General features: G+C 34.8%; 13 protein-coding genes. 9 read left to right on the forward strand and 4 right to left on the reverse strand.

Annotated elements, in window-relative coordinates:
- The first annotated feature begins 83 nt into the window (after positions 1-83).
- The gene (locus tag HOO91_14260; GenBank protein NOU18717.1) at positions 84-797 is read left to right on the forward strand and encodes a tRNA threonylcarbamoyladenosine dehydratase; all 714 of its coding nucleotides are present in this window, start codon (positions 84-86) and stop codon (positions 795-797) included.
- A 65-nt stretch (positions 798-862) separates the two neighbouring features.
- Here HOO91_14260 and HOO91_14265 read toward each other — a convergent pair whose 3' ends face one another.
- Both HOO91_14265 and HOO91_14270 read right to left on the reverse strand, forming a co-directional pair.
- A complete protein-coding gene (locus HOO91_14265; protein ID NOU18718.1) occupies positions 863-1,576 on the reverse strand; it encodes a response regulator transcription factor in 714 nt (237 codons plus the stop codon).
- A 3-nt stretch (positions 1,577-1,579) separates the two neighbouring features.
- A complete protein-coding gene (locus tag HOO91_14270; protein NOU18719.1) occupies positions 1,580-2,815 on the reverse strand; it encodes a HAMP domain-containing histidine kinase in 1,236 nt (411 codons plus the stop codon).
- 134 nt (positions 2,816-2,949) lie between these two features.
- Between HOO91_14270 and HOO91_14275 the strand changes: the two genes are divergently transcribed.
- The 3 genes from HOO91_14275 to HOO91_14285 all read left to right on the forward strand — a co-directional run bounded on the left by HOO91_14275 (position 2,950) and on the right by HOO91_14285 (position 6,529).
- Positions 2,950-3,303, forward strand: coding sequence for a hypothetical protein (locus HOO91_14275; protein NOU18720.1), 354 nt, complete (start codon positions 2,950-2,952; stop codon positions 3,301-3,303).
- A 209-nt stretch (positions 3,304-3,512) separates the two neighbouring features.
- Positions 3,513-5,105, forward strand: a complete 1,593-nt coding sequence (locus HOO91_14280) for a 4Fe-4S binding protein (protein ID NOU18721.1) — start codon at positions 3,513-3,515, stop codon at positions 5,103-5,105.
- A gap of 353 nt (positions 5,106-5,458) precedes the next feature.
- Positions 5,459-6,529 carry a hypothetical protein gene (locus HOO91_14285; protein ID NOU18722.1) on the forward strand — a complete coding sequence of 357 codons (1,071 nt, stop codon included), beginning with the start codon at positions 5,459-5,461 and terminating at the stop codon, positions 6,527-6,529.
- 266 nt (positions 6,530-6,795) lie between these two features.
- Here the strand turns inward: HOO91_14285 and HOO91_14290 are convergent, their stop codons facing one another.
- Positions 6,796-8,709 carry a M1 family metallopeptidase gene (locus HOO91_14290; protein NOU18723.1) on the reverse strand — a complete coding sequence of 638 codons (1,914 nt, stop codon included), beginning with the start codon at positions 8,707-8,709 and terminating at the stop codon, positions 6,796-6,798.
- 275 nt (positions 8,710-8,984) lie between these two features.
- Positions 8,985-11,546, reverse strand: coding sequence for a peptidase M1 (locus tag HOO91_14295; GenBank protein ID NOU18724.1), 2,562 nt, complete (start codon positions 11,544-11,546; stop codon positions 8,985-8,987).
- A gap of 494 nt (positions 11,547-12,040) precedes the next feature.
- Between HOO91_14295 and HOO91_14300 the strand changes: the two genes are divergently transcribed.
- The 5 genes from HOO91_14300 (at position 12,041) to HOO91_14320 (ending at position 16,752) form a co-directional block, all read left to right on the forward strand.
- The gene (locus HOO91_14300; GenBank protein ID NOU18725.1) at positions 12,041-12,883 is read left to right on the forward strand and encodes a hypothetical protein; all 843 of its coding nucleotides are present in this window, start codon (positions 12,041-12,043) and stop codon (positions 12,881-12,883) included.
- A 658-nt stretch (positions 12,884-13,541) separates the two neighbouring features.
- Positions 13,542-14,063 (forward strand): hypothetical protein, encoded by a 522-nt coding sequence (locus HOO91_14305; protein ID NOU18726.1) that lies wholly within the window; start codon positions 13,542-13,544, stop codon positions 14,061-14,063.
- A 20-nt stretch (positions 14,064-14,083) separates the two neighbouring features.
- Entirely contained in the window at positions 14,084-14,332 is a 249-nt protein-coding gene (locus tag HOO91_14310; protein ID NOU18727.1) for a hypothetical protein, read from the forward strand.
- A 514-nt stretch (positions 14,333-14,846) separates the two neighbouring features.
- Positions 14,847-15,287, forward strand: a complete 441-nt coding sequence (locus HOO91_14315; GenBank protein ID NOU18728.1) for a MarR family transcriptional regulator — start codon at positions 14,847-14,849, stop codon at positions 15,285-15,287.
- 208 nt (positions 15,288-15,495) lie between these two features.
- Positions 15,496-16,752 carry a nucleoside permease gene (locus HOO91_14320; GenBank protein NOU18729.1) on the forward strand — a complete coding sequence of 419 codons (1,257 nt, stop codon included), beginning with the start codon at positions 15,496-15,498 and terminating at the stop codon, positions 16,750-16,752.
- The last annotated feature ends 204 nt before the right edge of the window (positions 16,753-16,956 follow it).

Genomic DNA, 16,956 nt, shown 5'->3' on the forward strand with positions numbered 1-16,956 from the left:
TCTCTCGATAAAACAATCGCTTAATCTTTTTTTATTTTCATGAAACATTAAATACTTTCCGAATACAATCAACGAACAATTATATGAATTGGTTAGAGCGTACTGAACTGCTTCTTGGTGCGAATAAACTTGAAAAATTAAAAAACAGCCATGTACTTATCGTTGGACTTGGTGGAGTTGGAGCGTATGCAGCTGAACAGATATGCCGTGCAGGTGTTGGGGAAATGACAATTGTTGATGGTGATAACATTCATATTACAAATAAGAATCGTCAACTGCCTGCATTAACAAGTTCACTTGGCTTACCCAAAGCTGATTTTATGGGTAAAAGACTACTCGATATCAATCCCGATCTTAAACTACATATTATTCAGGAGTATATTCGCGATGAGCGAATGAGGGAGATTATAACTAAACCATATAGCTATGTTGTGGATGCAATTGATACTCTTTCTCCAAAAATCTTTCTGATTCACGATAGCCTTAAATATGGTCATAGAGTTGTAAGCTCAATGGGTGCTGGAGGTAAGGTTGATCCATCACTAATTGAGATTACCGATATCTCCGAATCGCACAGCTGTCCACTGGCTCGGATTCTTCGTAAACGACTTCATAGGCTAGGAATAAGAGAAGGATTTAAAGTAGTCTTCTCGGCAGAGGAAGTACCCGATGAGGTAACCAGACCTTGCGAAGGAGAACCCAACAAGAAAACTACTGTTGGAACAATTTCCTATATGCCCCCAATATTCGGATGCTTTATTGCCTCAGTTGTAATACGGGATTTAATTGATAATTAATTCTTCTTTGAATTTTCAAATTTAGATCCCTTATCTTCCCACTTCCGTCTTCGGACTCCCGTCCTCTATCTTCCATCCTTCAACTCCTCAAGAATATACCCCACTGTTTGAATACTAGTTATTCGTACGTTTGGATCGTTTTTTAGGTATTTACGAAGTTTTGAGATAAACACATCTAGGCTTCGACCTGTAAAGTAATCGGAATCACCCCAAATTTCAACCATCAGAGCCTCACGTTTAACCAACCGTCCTTTGGGTTGACAAAGAATTCTAAGGATATTTGCCTCTTTGTTAGTTAACCTAATATGGCTATCACCTTGACTTAAAACCTGTAATTCAAAATCAAATTCATAGGTGCCTAATGAGAATACTTTCTTTTCATCCGATTCTTCTTGATCATCATTTTGCTTAATCCTATTTAGTATCGCCTTAATCCTGTAAAGTAGTTCCTCTTCATCGAATGGCTTTGTGATATAATCGTCAACACCTATATAGAAGCCTTTAATCTTATCCTCCTTCATCGAACGAGCAGAAAGTATTACTATTGGAACCTTCTTATTAATCTCCTTTATTTTTTCAATTAAGGTAAACCCATCCATTTTAGGGAGCATAATATCTACAATACACAAATCATAATGGTTGAGCTGAAAACCTTTTAACCCTGAAATACCATCATTATAAATTTTGACATCAAAATCCTGCGATTCTAAATAATCAACCAAAAGGAAGCCAAGGTTTACATCATCCTCAACAAGCAATATTCTTGTTTTATGATCCATTGATTAAACTTTGTTTTTGTGAAATTCAATTGTAAAAGTGCTTCCTTTTCCCACAGAACTTGAAACTGAAATTTTCCCACCCATTCTCTCAACAATAGTCTTAACATGAAATAGTCCAAGCCCAAAACCCTTAATATTATGCATGTCGCCTTGGGGTATGCGATAAAATTTTTCAAATACACCATGAAGGTGTTCGCTAGGAATTCCAACGCCATTATCAGTAACTTCAATAATTAATTTATCATTAAAAGATTTTGCAACAATCTTAATGATCATCTGTTTGGTACAATACTTAATGGCATTATCTATAAGGTTTCCAATAATGATATAAAGTTGGTCAACGTTAGCTGTAATGCTAAAATCCTCTCCAATCCTTCCTAAAGAAACGGTTCCATCACACTCTTGAATCTGAACTTGATATGACTCAACAACATCTTCAATAATCTTGTACAAATCCACTATTTCCGTGTAGACTGATAAAATAGAATCGCTCTGCGAAGTCCTTAGCAACTCCTCCACCCTATCCTTCAACCTGTAATGCTCTGTTCTTATTATTGAAGTGTATGACAATAACTTAGGATCATTTGCAATAAGTGCATTCTTGGAAAGCATACTATTTGCAAACCCAATATTTGTTAAAGGAGTTTTAAATTCATGGGTCATGTTATTAACAAAGTCTCGTATTTGATCCGAAAGAAGCTTTTCCCTACTATAATACCTATAAATTAGCAAGAATGAAACCGTAACAAGCACAACTAGTACTATTGAAAAAATAAATATCAATCCTATTTGAGCAATAATAAAATCTCTTTTTTTAGGAAAATTTATCTTAAGTTCATAACCTGCCTGATGCATTTTTTCTGCTAAACTATTTGTAAAGTAGGTTCCTCTTGATGGATTATTAGTGTTTTCTTTCTTTACATCAATAATACCATACTCATAGTTTAAATCAATTCCATAATATCTTAAATCACTTTTGATAATTGAATCGAGGTTTGCAACCTGCTTCAACGTATTTGTTAATAGTACACACGAAGTGCATTTACCTGAATAAGTACAATTCATGTATTTAGCAAGATTATCTTCAATACGCTTTAAAGCCATTCCAACACTGTGATTAAACTGATTCTCCTGCCGTTCTGCCTCTTTCAAAATCCAAGCAATTTGAATTCCCACCAAAGTAATGAGGCAAACTACAGTAATGATAAGTAATACAAGCTGAATTTTAGTTTTCTTCATACAGCAAAAGTAAAAAGGATTTATTTCTGAATCTAATATTTAACATTTCTATAACATGAATTAACCCCAATATAACATTATCTTAGTTCTAATAAGGATACTTTTGTTCCTAGAAAATCCTTAAAGATAATTATATGAAAAGAAAATTACTTATTGTTTCAGCAAGCGTAGTTGTACTTGCTTTTATTGTAGCTATTGGGATACATGCTCAAAGTGGTCCAAATTCAAAGAATGCAACCACTGAGCAAACAGAAAAAAAAGTTCCTGAAAAATGCAAACAGTGCCCTAGCTATTCAAAGTGTGTGGAGGCAAATAAATGCTTAGACGCAACCAATTCAAAAGATTCTACATCTACTACATGTCAATCAAAATGTAAAGAAAAAAAATCATGTGCTGGTTCTTGTGAGCACAAAGACATGAAAAAATGCGACAAAACTAAAACTTGTCCTCAATCATCAGAGTGCAAGAAAAAGTGCGAAAAAAAATAGGTTAGTTAGGTTAAATTAAAGTTAAAAAGCCCCAGTGCATTTATTTGCTGGGGTTTTTTATTAAATTTTATTATGAAATGTCCATGAGCAAGAGTACACCAAAAGAAATAATTAAATTATGGACATTCCATCTGAGGTAACAATAAATTTTATGTTAATACTTAATATAAATACTGTTGTAAAACAAATAGTTAGGTTGATTTAAACAGATGAAAAAGTTAAAAACAAATCCTTTCAGGTTATTCTTTCAATTAGCCATTTTGGCTCTATTAGCCTATATGGGTATTCGGTATTTTGTTGATAAAAACTATTTCCCCGATTATGAGGCTTACTGCCCATTTGGGGGAATTCAGGCTCTTTCAAGCTATTTTGTAAACAATACTCTTGCATGCTCAATGACAAGTTTGCAGATAGTAATGGGTTTAGCATTAATTGCATTAATAATAATTGTAAGTAAACTATTCTGTTCATATATATGCCCCATTGGAACCGTTTCCGAATGGCTAGGTAAATTGGGTGAAAGATTTTCTATGCGATACACAATTACTGGTATCGCCGATAAAGTATTCAGGTCATTAAAGTACATATTACTATTCATTACAGTTTACTTTACAATCTCCTCAAGTGAACTTTTCTGTAAAAAATTTGATCCATACTATGCCGCAGTGACAGGTTTTGACTCTGATGTATCAATAATTATGGGAATTGTTGCAATAGCTTTAGTTATTATAGGTTCATTTTATGTAAGGCTATTTTGGTGTAAATATATCTGTCCCCTTGGTGCATTATCTAATATATTCAGGTTCTTTTTAATGTTTATAGGGATTATAGGGATTTATTTGGTAATTCTTTTATTTGGCATTCATCTTAACTTTGTTTGGCTACTTGCTATACTCAGCCTTGCTGCGTATATATTAGAGCTATTAAGTATTAACAACAAAGTATTTCCATTACTGAAGATTACAAGAAATATCAACACATGTACAAATTGTAAATTTTGCACCAAAAATTGTCCACAAGCCATTGATGTTGCTTCTCAAAAAACTATTAAGCATATTGATTGCAATATGTGTTGCGACTGTATACATGTATGTCCTGAAAAGGACACCCTCGCCATTAACCAAAAAGGGAAGAAATGGTTACCTACTATTATACTTATTATTCTAATCGTTATAGGATTTATAATTGGTCAATCGTTCGAAGTTCCTACAATTGCTGAATACTGGGGAGATAATGCTACAAAAGAACAGATGAGTATTTATGAGAAATCTGGTTTAAAAAACATTAAGTGTTACGGTAGTTCTATAAGTTTTGCCAACAAAATGAGAAGGGTTAAAGGGATTGAAGGGGTTACTACCTTTGTAGGATCTCATTCGGTAAAAATATGGTTCAACCCAAGTATTATAGATACACTAAATATACAAAAATCGATTTTTGTTCCAGCTAAAGTTCCCATTGATACAACCATATCTGCATCTGATAGTATAAGTGTTTATAATTTAAAGGTTGATAATTTTTTTGATCCTTATGATACATTTTACCTAACTCAACTATTAAAGCACAATCAATTTATATATGGATTTACCACTGAATTTGGCTGTCCAGTGAGTGTTACTATCTATACTTCAATTGATAAATCCATAGATGCTGAGCTAATTAAAAATATTGTAGAGCAAAAGCAACTCAAGGAAACAACCTCAAACAATTCCACTAATATTATTGACCTTTACTATAGAGTTACTAAAATTGAAAAAATTGATAAGGCTGTTTTAGGCTCCATATTTATTGAAAGGATGAAATAGGTGTAGATTGAATGTAAATTTAATCAAGTTGCTAGATGCTAGTTGCTGACATCTTGTTATTTATCTTATATTCAAATGAATACAAACTTCATCCATTAAAACTAAGTTAAATGCCAAAAGAATTAAAAAACTGTAAATCACAAAACCAGCTACTTGCAACCAGTAACTAGCAACTTAGGTTAAGTAGTTAAAGTATGAATAAATAATAATTTCCATAACAAATATCCAAAAAGGGTCAAAATATTAGTTCTTTTTCCTAAGTTTGGTCATTAGATTAAACCCGTACCCCTCTAGCTCGTTTAAGTATATATATTTGTGAACTTGAATGCTTTCTTTACTTAAAGGGTGATATTGTGATAAAACAAATCTTAAAGATTTCTGCAATTCTAGGCGTTTCGCTTATTCTTGTAAGTTGGGGAGGAACGGGGCATAGAAAGATCAACTTCAACGCATCTCTCTCATATAATTCTGAGATGAGCATATTTAGCTCTTGGACAACTTACCTTCGTGATCATGCTTCTGATGCAGATACGAGAAAACCAAATGATCCAACTGAAGCTCCAAAGCATTATATTGATATTGAAAATTTTGCAGGATTCACTACTACTGGAAAAATAAACCAAACCTATTACCCATCAACTAGCGAAGGTATTCTACCTTGGGCTACAATTGCTGCCTTCGACTCGCTAAGGAATTGTTTAATACGACACGATATTGATAAGGCAAAACAATTTGCAGCCGATTTAGGACATTATGTGGCTGATGGTTATATGCCACTACATCTTACCAAAAACTATGATGGGCAGCTAACAGGTAATAATGGTATTCATTCTCGCTATGAATCAACTATGATTAATACATATAGTAGCCAAATTAGCTATACTGGTGAAAACATTAGCGTTATTACTAACGTTAACCAGTATGTTTTCGACTATATATATGTAAACTACAAATACAAAGATTCTGTTTTAATTGCCGATAACTATGCCAATACCCAATCAAATTACACATTGGCATTATGGAACGAAACAAATGACTTTACAACAAAACTATTTAAGAATGCATCACACGCGTTGACTGAGCTAATCTATACTGCTTGGGTTCAAGCTGGAAAACCTTCGCTTACCACAACATCTGATGAGCAAAATCCTAATATTCAATTTGCCGAAGCACTTGAGCAGAATTCACCCAACCCTTTTAACTCGTATACTTCAATTAAGTATAATTTAAACGAAAATGCAGATGTTCTTTTGCAGGTTAAAGATGTTCTTGGGAATAATATTACAACTCTGTTTAAAGGATTTAAACCCGCAGGAAATTATACCATAGATTGGACTCCTCAGAATGAGCATGAAGGAATCTATTTTATAATACTTGATACTCGAAAAATTCATCAGGTTAAAAAAATGATTCTGGTTAGGTAAATAGAGATTAAAGCAAGTTTGAGAATATTCTCGGACCTGTTTTAGCGGGCTGTAAGCCTAGTTTATCTTAGCTCAATGGCAAGCGAAGCGTTGACTTGGGATTGGGTTCATAAATTTCTCCATTCGCCCTAAAAGGGAAGATTAAGTTGGGCTTTCAGCCCGCCAAAACACCATGACAAATTGACCCAAGGCGTTGCCATGGGCTATAATAGTTTGCCTTTTCAGAGCATAATAAATTCAGGTAAGAAAGCGGAGAGTAATATATATCATTTACCACTCAATCTCCACATGTTTAAGGTATATGAATTATTCAATTGATTTACATCAATTCCAAACTCATCAATAAGTTCAACTTTTTTAATCTTCTTATAAGTTGGCCTTTCAATAGCATAGGTTTCTTCCCCATTCTTCCATACTGTCGCTGAATGATGAATATTCTCCACAAAATCATCATCAAATGTAATTTCGAGATTTATTGGAGCAGGATAACTACCTTTTCGTTCAATGGTAATTAAATATTTACCATTACTTGCAAAGATATCTTTCACCCCTAAATCAACATATCCAAACTCAAATATCCAAGGCTTAATTAGCCAGCTAATATCCTGACCCGAAACGTTGGATATGGTGTTAAATAAATCGTAGGGCGTTGGATGTTTTCCATTCCATCGTGAAATAAACTCTTGGAATGATTTATTAAATAGATCTGCCCCCAATACATCCTTCAGAAAAATAAAGAATAATGCCGATTTAGGATATGATATAAAATCGTAAGCAGGCCTCCTAATAGAATTTGAATTAGTAAATACTGGGAGATCAATATTTGTACCCACATAGGATAGATATTCATCGATATAACAAACCTTCTCATAGCCAGAATCCATTGTAGAAAGCATCTGATATGTAGCAAAGGAGGTTATCCCTTCATCCATCCACGCATAATTAACCTCGTTAAAACCACAATAGAATGGAAAGTATGAATGAAAAATTTCGTGCGATGTTAAATCAATTGTACTATGAATATCTTCAGAAGATCTATCATTAACCATCATTGGGTATTCCATTTCGCTTAAGCCATTGAAAACAGTCTCCTTTGGGTAAGGAAATGGAACTCCTGGGAATGAATTACACATCAGCTCCACCGCTTGGCGGGCAATTGAAATAACGCTATAAAAATCCTTGGAATCCTTATTGTAGGCAACATCAAGAAATAGTTTCCTGCCTGTTTTATTATCTACAATAAGACTAGTGGCATCCCACAAATAATGATCACTTGTTCCAAATGCAAAATCGGTAACATTTTCGGCTTTAAACTTCCAAGTATTAATATCGTTTGATTTTGTAAAATCACGAAGTTTCAAATCAGCAGTATCCACAATATGCATTATAACATTGGATTGATTAGCTGCTTTAAAACGATTAAGATATTTATCGTTAAGCACCTCCTCGGGGTTCTTTAGTATACCTGTAGCCCAAACCAAATAGTTTTTAGGCATTGATATAGAAACATCAAAGTTTCCAAAATCATTATAGAATTCCGAATCGCCTGTGTACTTGTAATAGTTCCAACCATCAATATCATCATAAACTGCAATTCGGGGGAAAAAATAGGCTACAAAAAAACTTGTAGAATCAACCATTCCAGTTCTTATATGAGAGCCTCTATTAAGTGTATAGTGCCAACTAATATCTATAGAAACCTGTTTTTGCGGTTTTAGCGGTGTAGCTAAGCTTAAGCGAAGGAGCGTATGCTCAATATAAACAAAATCGCTGTTAAGATTAATGGGGACTTCTTTACCGTTAACAGCCATTCTATCAATAATTAACCCTTCCGATTCATCCGCAGGATCGACATCAGAATCGCGCATATTTCCCTTTTTGTACATATTGGGGAAAAGATGGAAGATAATACGCTTTAACGTATCGGGGCTATTATTCAAATAGGTTATGGTTTCCTCTCCCTTTACTAGTAATGATTTGGGATTAAAGCTTACATTTATTTTATAATCCGAACGGTTTTGCCAGTAAATAATACCCGGTTTACCATCATAAGATCGGGTCATCTTTGAGTAAGCCTTCTGAATGTTTATAGGAACAAAAAAGCCCTTGGGCTGAGAGATACAATTTGTATAAATTATAAGGAAAGTGGTAGTAATTACTACGCTCTTAAATACCTTCATATTAACCATGCTTGTAAATTAAACCCACCAGAATATCCTTTATAAAGATAGATAAAAAATCATTTACAGTCGTTAAAAAAATAACAATCCATTGAAAATATTAAACAGCAGCACTTTAAGCTATCTGTTTAAAAAGACATCTTGTTATTTATGTGATATTTGGATTGATACAAAATGTTACCTCGTAAAATTAAATACTGTAAATCACCAAACTAGCATCTCAACTCAATTAATCGCATTTTGCGATACAATATTTCATTTTGCGATATTCCCAACTACATCCCAGTGGCTCTTTTCAAATTATCAACCGATTGTAAAACCTTATCCCTTAAGGTTTTTTGCAGTTCCTGATTATCCTTTAACCACAAATCAACAATTTGGTAAGACTCCTTTGAGCTATAACCCCAGAAGGTAGCCTCAAGCCACGATTTTGGGAAAAAGATATCACCCGTTCTCTGTATCTCGGGCAAAAGATCAAGCGATGGCTTAATGTACTTTATTGAATAGCTAGCCCTTAAAGGGTGATGTAAGTAATGAAGAGCCTCAATAACCCAAGGCTCAGGTCTCCTATTTGCAGCATTTGCTAGGCTTTTAAAAAATATATCGCATTTTGCGATATCAGGTGTAACCGCATTCCTCACAAACCTGAACTTAGCCAAACGATCAGCGTTCTTAATCCTCAGCTCCTGAGCATTAAGAATGCTATCCGTATTTCCAAAACCTCGAACAGCCAGCTCATAGGCAAGCGTCATATAATCCTGCTCATCAAGCTTAACGCCCTTAAGCGGCATCTCGTTATTCCAAACCCTAAAAATCTGCCGCTTTGCCACATCGCTTAGGGCAATCCTTGTAAAGGTTTTGAATAGTGGCTTTCGCTCATCATCACCGATATTGCTGGAATGCAAAAGCCAAAAAAAGCAGCCCTCCAAGTGGGTACAATTCTTCTGCCGCTGCTCCTCCGTAAAAAACTTCCACCACACCACCTCAAGCGTATTAAGCAGATACTGGCGGGTTTGCGGCTCAGTCTCTCTCATCAGGCTCGAAAATAGGTATGTGTAGTACTTACTGGCATCAATCCTACCGTTTAGGAAGAGCTCGTTGAGCATCACGAACCACGAGGCGCGGGTAAGATTATCCTTAATTGTAGATGCCCCGTTTAGCAGCATTTGCAGCGATAGCGAATCGGGATAAAACGTACCATACCCCTTACCATCGGAATTAGGGAGAATCCAGCTGTTTAGAGGTTTATTGCTAAGAAGCTCAACAACCGCTGTATCGCCCGTCATACCGACATTGTACACATGCCTTTCATTTCCAACATTTTGGGTAACGCTAAGTTTCATGCCCATTTTCGATGATTTCTTCCCCACCTTCGATTGAATCAAGCTATAACAGTTGATATTCCCATTGCTGCCAAAGGTAACATTCGAAGTAATTTGGGGCATTCCCGGCATATCTACCCACGCTTTGCTCCATTCCGCAAGATTCTGAGATGTAAGCGGATCAAGAATCGATACCAAATCCTCCCAATCCGCATTATCCATGCTGTACATCTGCAAATATTGTCTAAGACCTTTTCTGAATGGCTTCTCTCCCATCAGTAACTCAAGCTGCATCATCATAATTGGTGCTTTGTTGTAGATAATATCGCCGTAGAGCGATCCTGCAAACAGGAGATTATCCAACTTCTGCCTTATTGGGTTTGCCCCCTCAGTCCTATCAACCGAATACGCCTGTGGGTAGTGCGATAGCAGAAAATTCAGCTGATGATTGATATTGGAGTACTGCGGATTCACAATTTTATCGGCCATAAAACCAGCAAAAACCTCCTTTAGCCAAACATCGTTGAACCAGCGCATGGTGACCAAATCGCCAAACCACTGATGCGAAACCTCATGGGCAATAAGGTTTGCTTGGCGCAATTTCTGATTCACCGATGGATTCTCATCCAAAAACAGCTGCGAATCGCGGTAGTATATAGCCCCAGGATGCTCCATTCCGCTGTACTGAAAATCGGGAATTAGGATGATATCCAACTTCCCAAAAGGGTATTCGATACCCGTGTAATCCTTTAGCCAGTCAAGCGAATGGAAATGCGAATTAAAGATTACATCGAGGTTACGTCGAACTTTAAGGCTATCGTTTTCGCGATGATAAAGAGTGATAGACCTTCCATCCTGTTTGCTACTAATGGTATCGAACCTACCCGCAACAAAAGCAAAAAGATAGGTGCTTAATGGCCTTGTTGCCCCGAATAGAAGGGTTTTAGTAGAATCCTTAGTGGTAGTTTGCATCAATGCTCCGTTCGTTACGGCTGTCCACGATTTAGGGATATCCAGCGAAAGCTGGTAGATAGCCTTTAAATCGGGCTGATCGAAACACGGGAAAGCGGTTGAAGCCCTATCGGGAACAAAAAGGGTATACAGAAAATCCTCCTTCCGATTCAAAGAGCCCTCGCCAGCAGTAAAATCAATGGATACGCTGTTCGCTCCCTGCTTCACCCTCCCCTTCGGGATAATAATATGACCATTCCCAAAACCATACCTTATCTCGTCCCCATCAATACTTACCGCCTTGATATTCGACTCATCCTCCCTAAAATCCAGCACAATATCCTTCCTCTCCTTAGCGTTAAACGCTATATCCACCTTACCCTTAACTTTTCCCGCTTTATTTGCAGGGATATAAAAGTGCAGCGAGTAGCTAACGCCACTAATCAACTCCTTCCGCTCCTTTGCCAGCTGAAGTGACACGCCGTTCTCGGGAGATTTGGTGCAACTATTTAGAATGATGCTTGTGAATAGCAGTATTATAGGGAATTTCAGAGAGGTTTTCATGTTCAATCTAAGGCTTAAAGTTTCGGAATAAAGATATATAAAACTCTAATGTTTAGAGTTAGGATTGTAAATCCATATTAGACTCTTTCAGGTCTATCGACTCTGAAAGGTCATGCGTTGAAGCATAACCTGATAGAGTTCGAAGAACTTATCAGAGTTTGTCCACTTAACCAAACTTCTAAAATCAACATTCGTTGTTCCTTGTTCTTAAATCTTTGTGCAACTTCGTGTAACACTTTGTGAACCTTCGTGTAATAGATATTCCACAAAACACACAAAGCAGTCACAAAGCACACAAAATGATATGCAGCAATTAAGCGAGAATGAACTTGGATACGTGTGAGTTTTAAAATTTAAAATGATAAATGAATTGTTTGATAGTTTAAACAGAATACTATACTTTTATAAAAATATAAAAGGTAGAACTTTAAGTTATTTTGATGAATCGGCCAGAAAATATTAAGTGAATTAAAGAAAATTAAAAAACGTAAAATATGGACATTGATAAATTAAAAGTTAAAGATTTGATCCGAGGGATAACAAATCTTTCTCTAGGAAGTATAGTATCTATATTATCATTTTTACTCAGTATCCTAATAGGTTCTTTTTCACTAGGTCAATACTATGCAAAACTAACTTTTAAATCTGAAAAGAATAATTATCCTATTGAGATGATCGATGATGATTTTCTTTCTTTACAAAATAGAATAAAAAACACGCCTGCAATAAAAGTTTTTGAATCAAATAGAAATAGTTTAAAAAACGAAAAATGGATTGAGGCTTATTCTACATTCAGTTCTTATATGCAAAACTATTTAGCACCCTCAGGTCCAGATTTTTTAAAATATCATTATCGTATGCTAAATAAATACAGCAGTAAATTATATATACCTATTAATGTTTCTGATTCAAAAGTTGAGTATTTTGTTTATTTTGAATATTCTGATGTTCGACCAATTTTGTCAGAATTTGAGTCACTAATTACAAGACCTATTGAAGATGTATTATCTGCAGAACAAATTAAGAAATTGAAGCACGACATTGTAATAGAATTGCCAAAACACTATATAATAAAAGACTCTATTGAAATAGCCAACTATGTAAATAATTGTTTTAAGATTTTGAGATATAGAGATTTGGTTTCTAAAAGATTTTCATTGATAGATGAAATTGGAAGAAAAAATAATCTTGAGCCAATTTATGTCAAACCCTTAGCACAAGGAGATTATCGAGATTCCGAATGTGAAGCATACTCAAAATTAACATTAATAAAGGAAGGAAATGACTGGAAAGTGGAAGAATTTAACACAATGCTTATTTCAAGAAAAAATGAATAATATCCTGATAGCGCGGATTTAGCAAAGCGTAATCCGTGCTAAGGCAAACTAAGCACCAAATACTAAACCTAGCCGTAGTGAGCTAGGTTTACTGCTAAATAGGCATTTGCAATGCCGCCATTAAGGCGTTAGCCTTAAATCTTCTGCTGTTCACGGATTGCTTTCAGCGAACTCGCAAAAAACGCTCGGTTAGCGAAGCGTATCTACTTCGTAATTAAACAGAGGTCTCCTGACCGCACCAATTCAAAATAATAATCCTTCTTGCTAAAACAAACCAAACATCTAACATTAAACCTAGCCGTAATAAGCTAGGTTTAATGCTAAATATGCATTTGCAATGCCGCCATTAAGGCGTTAGCCTTAAACTAAGACATCCACAAAGAAATATGGAATAACCATTATTGAATTACCAAATAACTAACAACTACCGCACATTAGTCAAAGGTCATCTATTGTGCACAATTACACAACTCCAACCAAATCAAAATAATAGCAGACAACTTATAGATTTTTACGGTATTAAAAGATTAGAATTTTAAAAAAATCTAGTGTAGTACATGCTCCATCAATATTCCCAAATAACAATATTCAAAAAAATGACTTCCGATGAAAATTTTAAAGCCTGTTGTTTTTCAGAGACCTCTAAAAGAGTTAAATTATGCAAAAAAAGAATTCGGAGGTAGCCGAAAATCCGATAAAGAGTAGGCGAAATTTATATAATATTTCTATGGATCCATGCACAGAATTAGATCAGGATTTGACCATTGAAATTGGAGCACATTCTGAAATTAAAAAACAAATCTTCATTCGGTTTTTATTGGGATTACTCAATCTTGATTGGCTTTACGACATTTTGATTACAAAAATTCGTGGTGCAGAATGGACTGATATTTTAAACGCTCTTCTAAACTTAGACATTGCTGCTGCTATATGGTGGTTAATAAAGTTACTACAAGAGGTAGGGCTCAAAGATTTAGTTCCTCAACTTTTAAAAAGAATTGGACCTTGGGCACTTGCAATTTGGGTAGTAACAATTGTAGCTGATATTGGTATTTTAATTTATCGATTATCTAGAGAATCGGATAGGTACGAACAAGCACTTAAAGATTTGTACAACTCATCGAATTGCGAAATGAAAGATGAGATTTTTAAAAAACATGGATTATCAATTCCTAAGTAAAATATTAAACTATAATTATTATGGGTAGATTACTTAAATTACTTGCTCTGATTGCAAGATTCGGATTAAAGATTGGGAAAAGAATATTTGAATTGGAAGAGTTAGCAGCAAGTCTAGCCAGCAAACTTAGGGTGCTAATGCGTCTGGCAGATTATGAAAAAGACAGTGTACGTGCAACTAGGCTTCTTGTAAAAGCCATGGAAGTCGAAGAAAAAATGAAAGAGGCAGCCCGCAAAGCCGCCCGATTAAGAGCAGGATTAGGTGAATAAACAAGGTAAAAAATCATTTGCTAACTCAACAAAAAGTTTTTTTAAATATCTGTTGGTTAAAATTTAAGATTACTTCCAAATGTGGATTTGAAAATTTAGGGTTCTTTTGCTCAAGTTATTAGATTTTTTGTTTTTAAAATTGATTATAAACAAACTGTTTTGACATTTCTCCTTCTAGCGCGGATTTAACTTCATCCAACTCGCAAAAAACGCTCGGTTAGCAAAGCATAATCCGTGCTAAAACAAACCAAACATCAAATAGTAAACCTAGCCGTAGTGAGCTAGGTTTACTGCTAAATGGGCATTTGCAATGGGCGTTTGGCTTAAGCCTTCTACTGGGAGTTCTAAGACATCTACAAGTAAAACAGAATAACCATTATTCATTGGTGAGCCAAGTGCATTCTTAACCCCGTTACTTTTTGGACTTAATCACCTCAATCTGAAACATCATAAAATTCTTTGTTTAATTTTGTAGATAATGGAGTTTGAGTAAATATCAATAAATCACAAAGAAATGTTTAACCACGAAAAGGATATCACCTCATTTGCATTTGTTCTCTACCGCTGTGCCATTGCTTTCAGAAATGAATTGAATAGAGAATTCAATCAGGTTTTTGGTGAAGATCTTAATGCTGATTTCTGGTTTATTCTAACTGTTCTTTGGGAGGAAGATAACCTCTCTCACAATATCCTTGCTGAAAGGGTTAGTCGCGATAAAGCATCCCTGTCCCGAACACTTGATATTATGGAAGAGAAAGGGCTGGTAAAAAGACTTTCTGTTGTTGGCGATAAAAGAAGTTCAAAAATTGCCCTAACCCGTAAAGCAAATGAGTTGAAATCAAAAGCCACAGAAACTGCAATTCAATTTAGCCAATATGAACTAAAAGGATTAAGCCCAATAGAGATAAAAGAACTCTCAAGAATGCTTAATCAGGTCTTTTCAAATCTGAAGTAAAATTAATTTAAATCCTAATTAGGTTTTTATTACAAAATTCTACATAAATATATTTGAATCGTATAGTCAATAGGCTGTTATACCCTACTATAATCTGATTTTGCTTTTTCTCACAAAATAAAATGCAATCTCTTTTAGAATCTATTTTTCTTACTACTTTTAAACCCACTAGAAATTCAATTATTCGAAAAATAAAACATAAAGCTTTATGAATATTAAGTTACGATTAACAGCAATGAGCTTCTTGCAGTTCTTTGTATGGGGAGCTTGGTTAATAACAATAGGTACTTACTGCTTTAACGCTAAAGGTTGGTCTGGTGCACAATTCGGAGCCATATTTTCGACGCTTGCACTCTCTTCGCTATTTATGCCTGCAATTACAGGTATTATTGCTGATAAATGGATAAACGCTGAGAGATTGTATGGAATTCTACATATTCTCTACGGTGTAGTTCTTTTATTTGTACCACAGGTAAATGATCCTGGCACGTTATATTACGTTATCTTTCTTGCTATGATATTCTACATGCCAACGATATCACTATCAAATTCAATATCATATAACATCTTAAAAAATAATAATTTTGATATAGTTACAGTCTTTCCTCCCATCAGAGTTTGGGGAACAATCGGATTTATTGTTGCAATGTGGATAACAAATCTTTCGGGAAGTAAAGCAAATGCCAACCAATTTATTATAGCAGCAGTTATAGCAATTGGACTTGGAATATATTCATTTACACTTCCAAAGTGCCCACCACAGAAATCTATTTCAAAAGATGCTTCCATTCTGGAAATGCTTGGACTTAAAGCTTTCAAATTATTTGCAAACCTTAAAATGGCTTTATTCTTCATCTTTGCAATGTTTCTTGGGGGTGCGCTTCAGCTAACAAATATGTATGGAGATTCATTTCTAAATGACTTTAGTCTCATACCCGAATATGCTAACTCCTTTGTAGTAAAGTATTCTACTATTATAATGTCCATTTCTCAAATATCCGAAACGTTATTTATTCTTACCATACCATTCTTCTTAAGTCGTTTTGGCATTAAAAAGGTAATGCTATTTAGTATGATAGCTTGGGTGTTGCGTTTTGGGCTATTTGCTTACGGCAATCCATCACCAGAGTGGTTCTGGATGATTATTGTTTCATGTATTGTTTATGGAATGGCGTTTGATTTTTTCAATATATCTGGTTCTTTGTTTGTTGAGACCACAACTGACCCCTCAATAAGATCGAGTGCGCAAGGATTATTTATGATGATGACCAATGGTTTTGGAGCTTATTTGGGTAGTAAAATTAGTGGTTTTGTTATTGATAAGTATTATACTTCAGCAACTGGAAAAGATTGGCATGGAATATGGCTTTCCTTTGCATTATATGCATTGATTGTTGCAATTCTATTTGCCTTGTTTTTTAAACATAAACACGATCCTAAAGCTGTTGAGAATTTCAGCCATTAATACTATTAAAATTTAACAATATAAACCCTAATTATTAAATTGGTTAGGGTTTTTTCGTTCTCAATTAATATTAATGTGAATATCAGTATTCTTGCCAAGTTGCAATTTTATTATCCCAACAAATTAAAAAAAATCGAATACCGTCGTAATCATTATGAACGTTTCTGAAGTTATTTTAAACATTTTAAACTTAATATAAGCACA

This window comes from Bacteroidales bacterium (assembly GCA_013141385.1).
Classification (GTDB): Bacteria; Bacteroidota; Bacteroidia; order Bacteroidales; family Tenuifilaceae; genus UBA8529.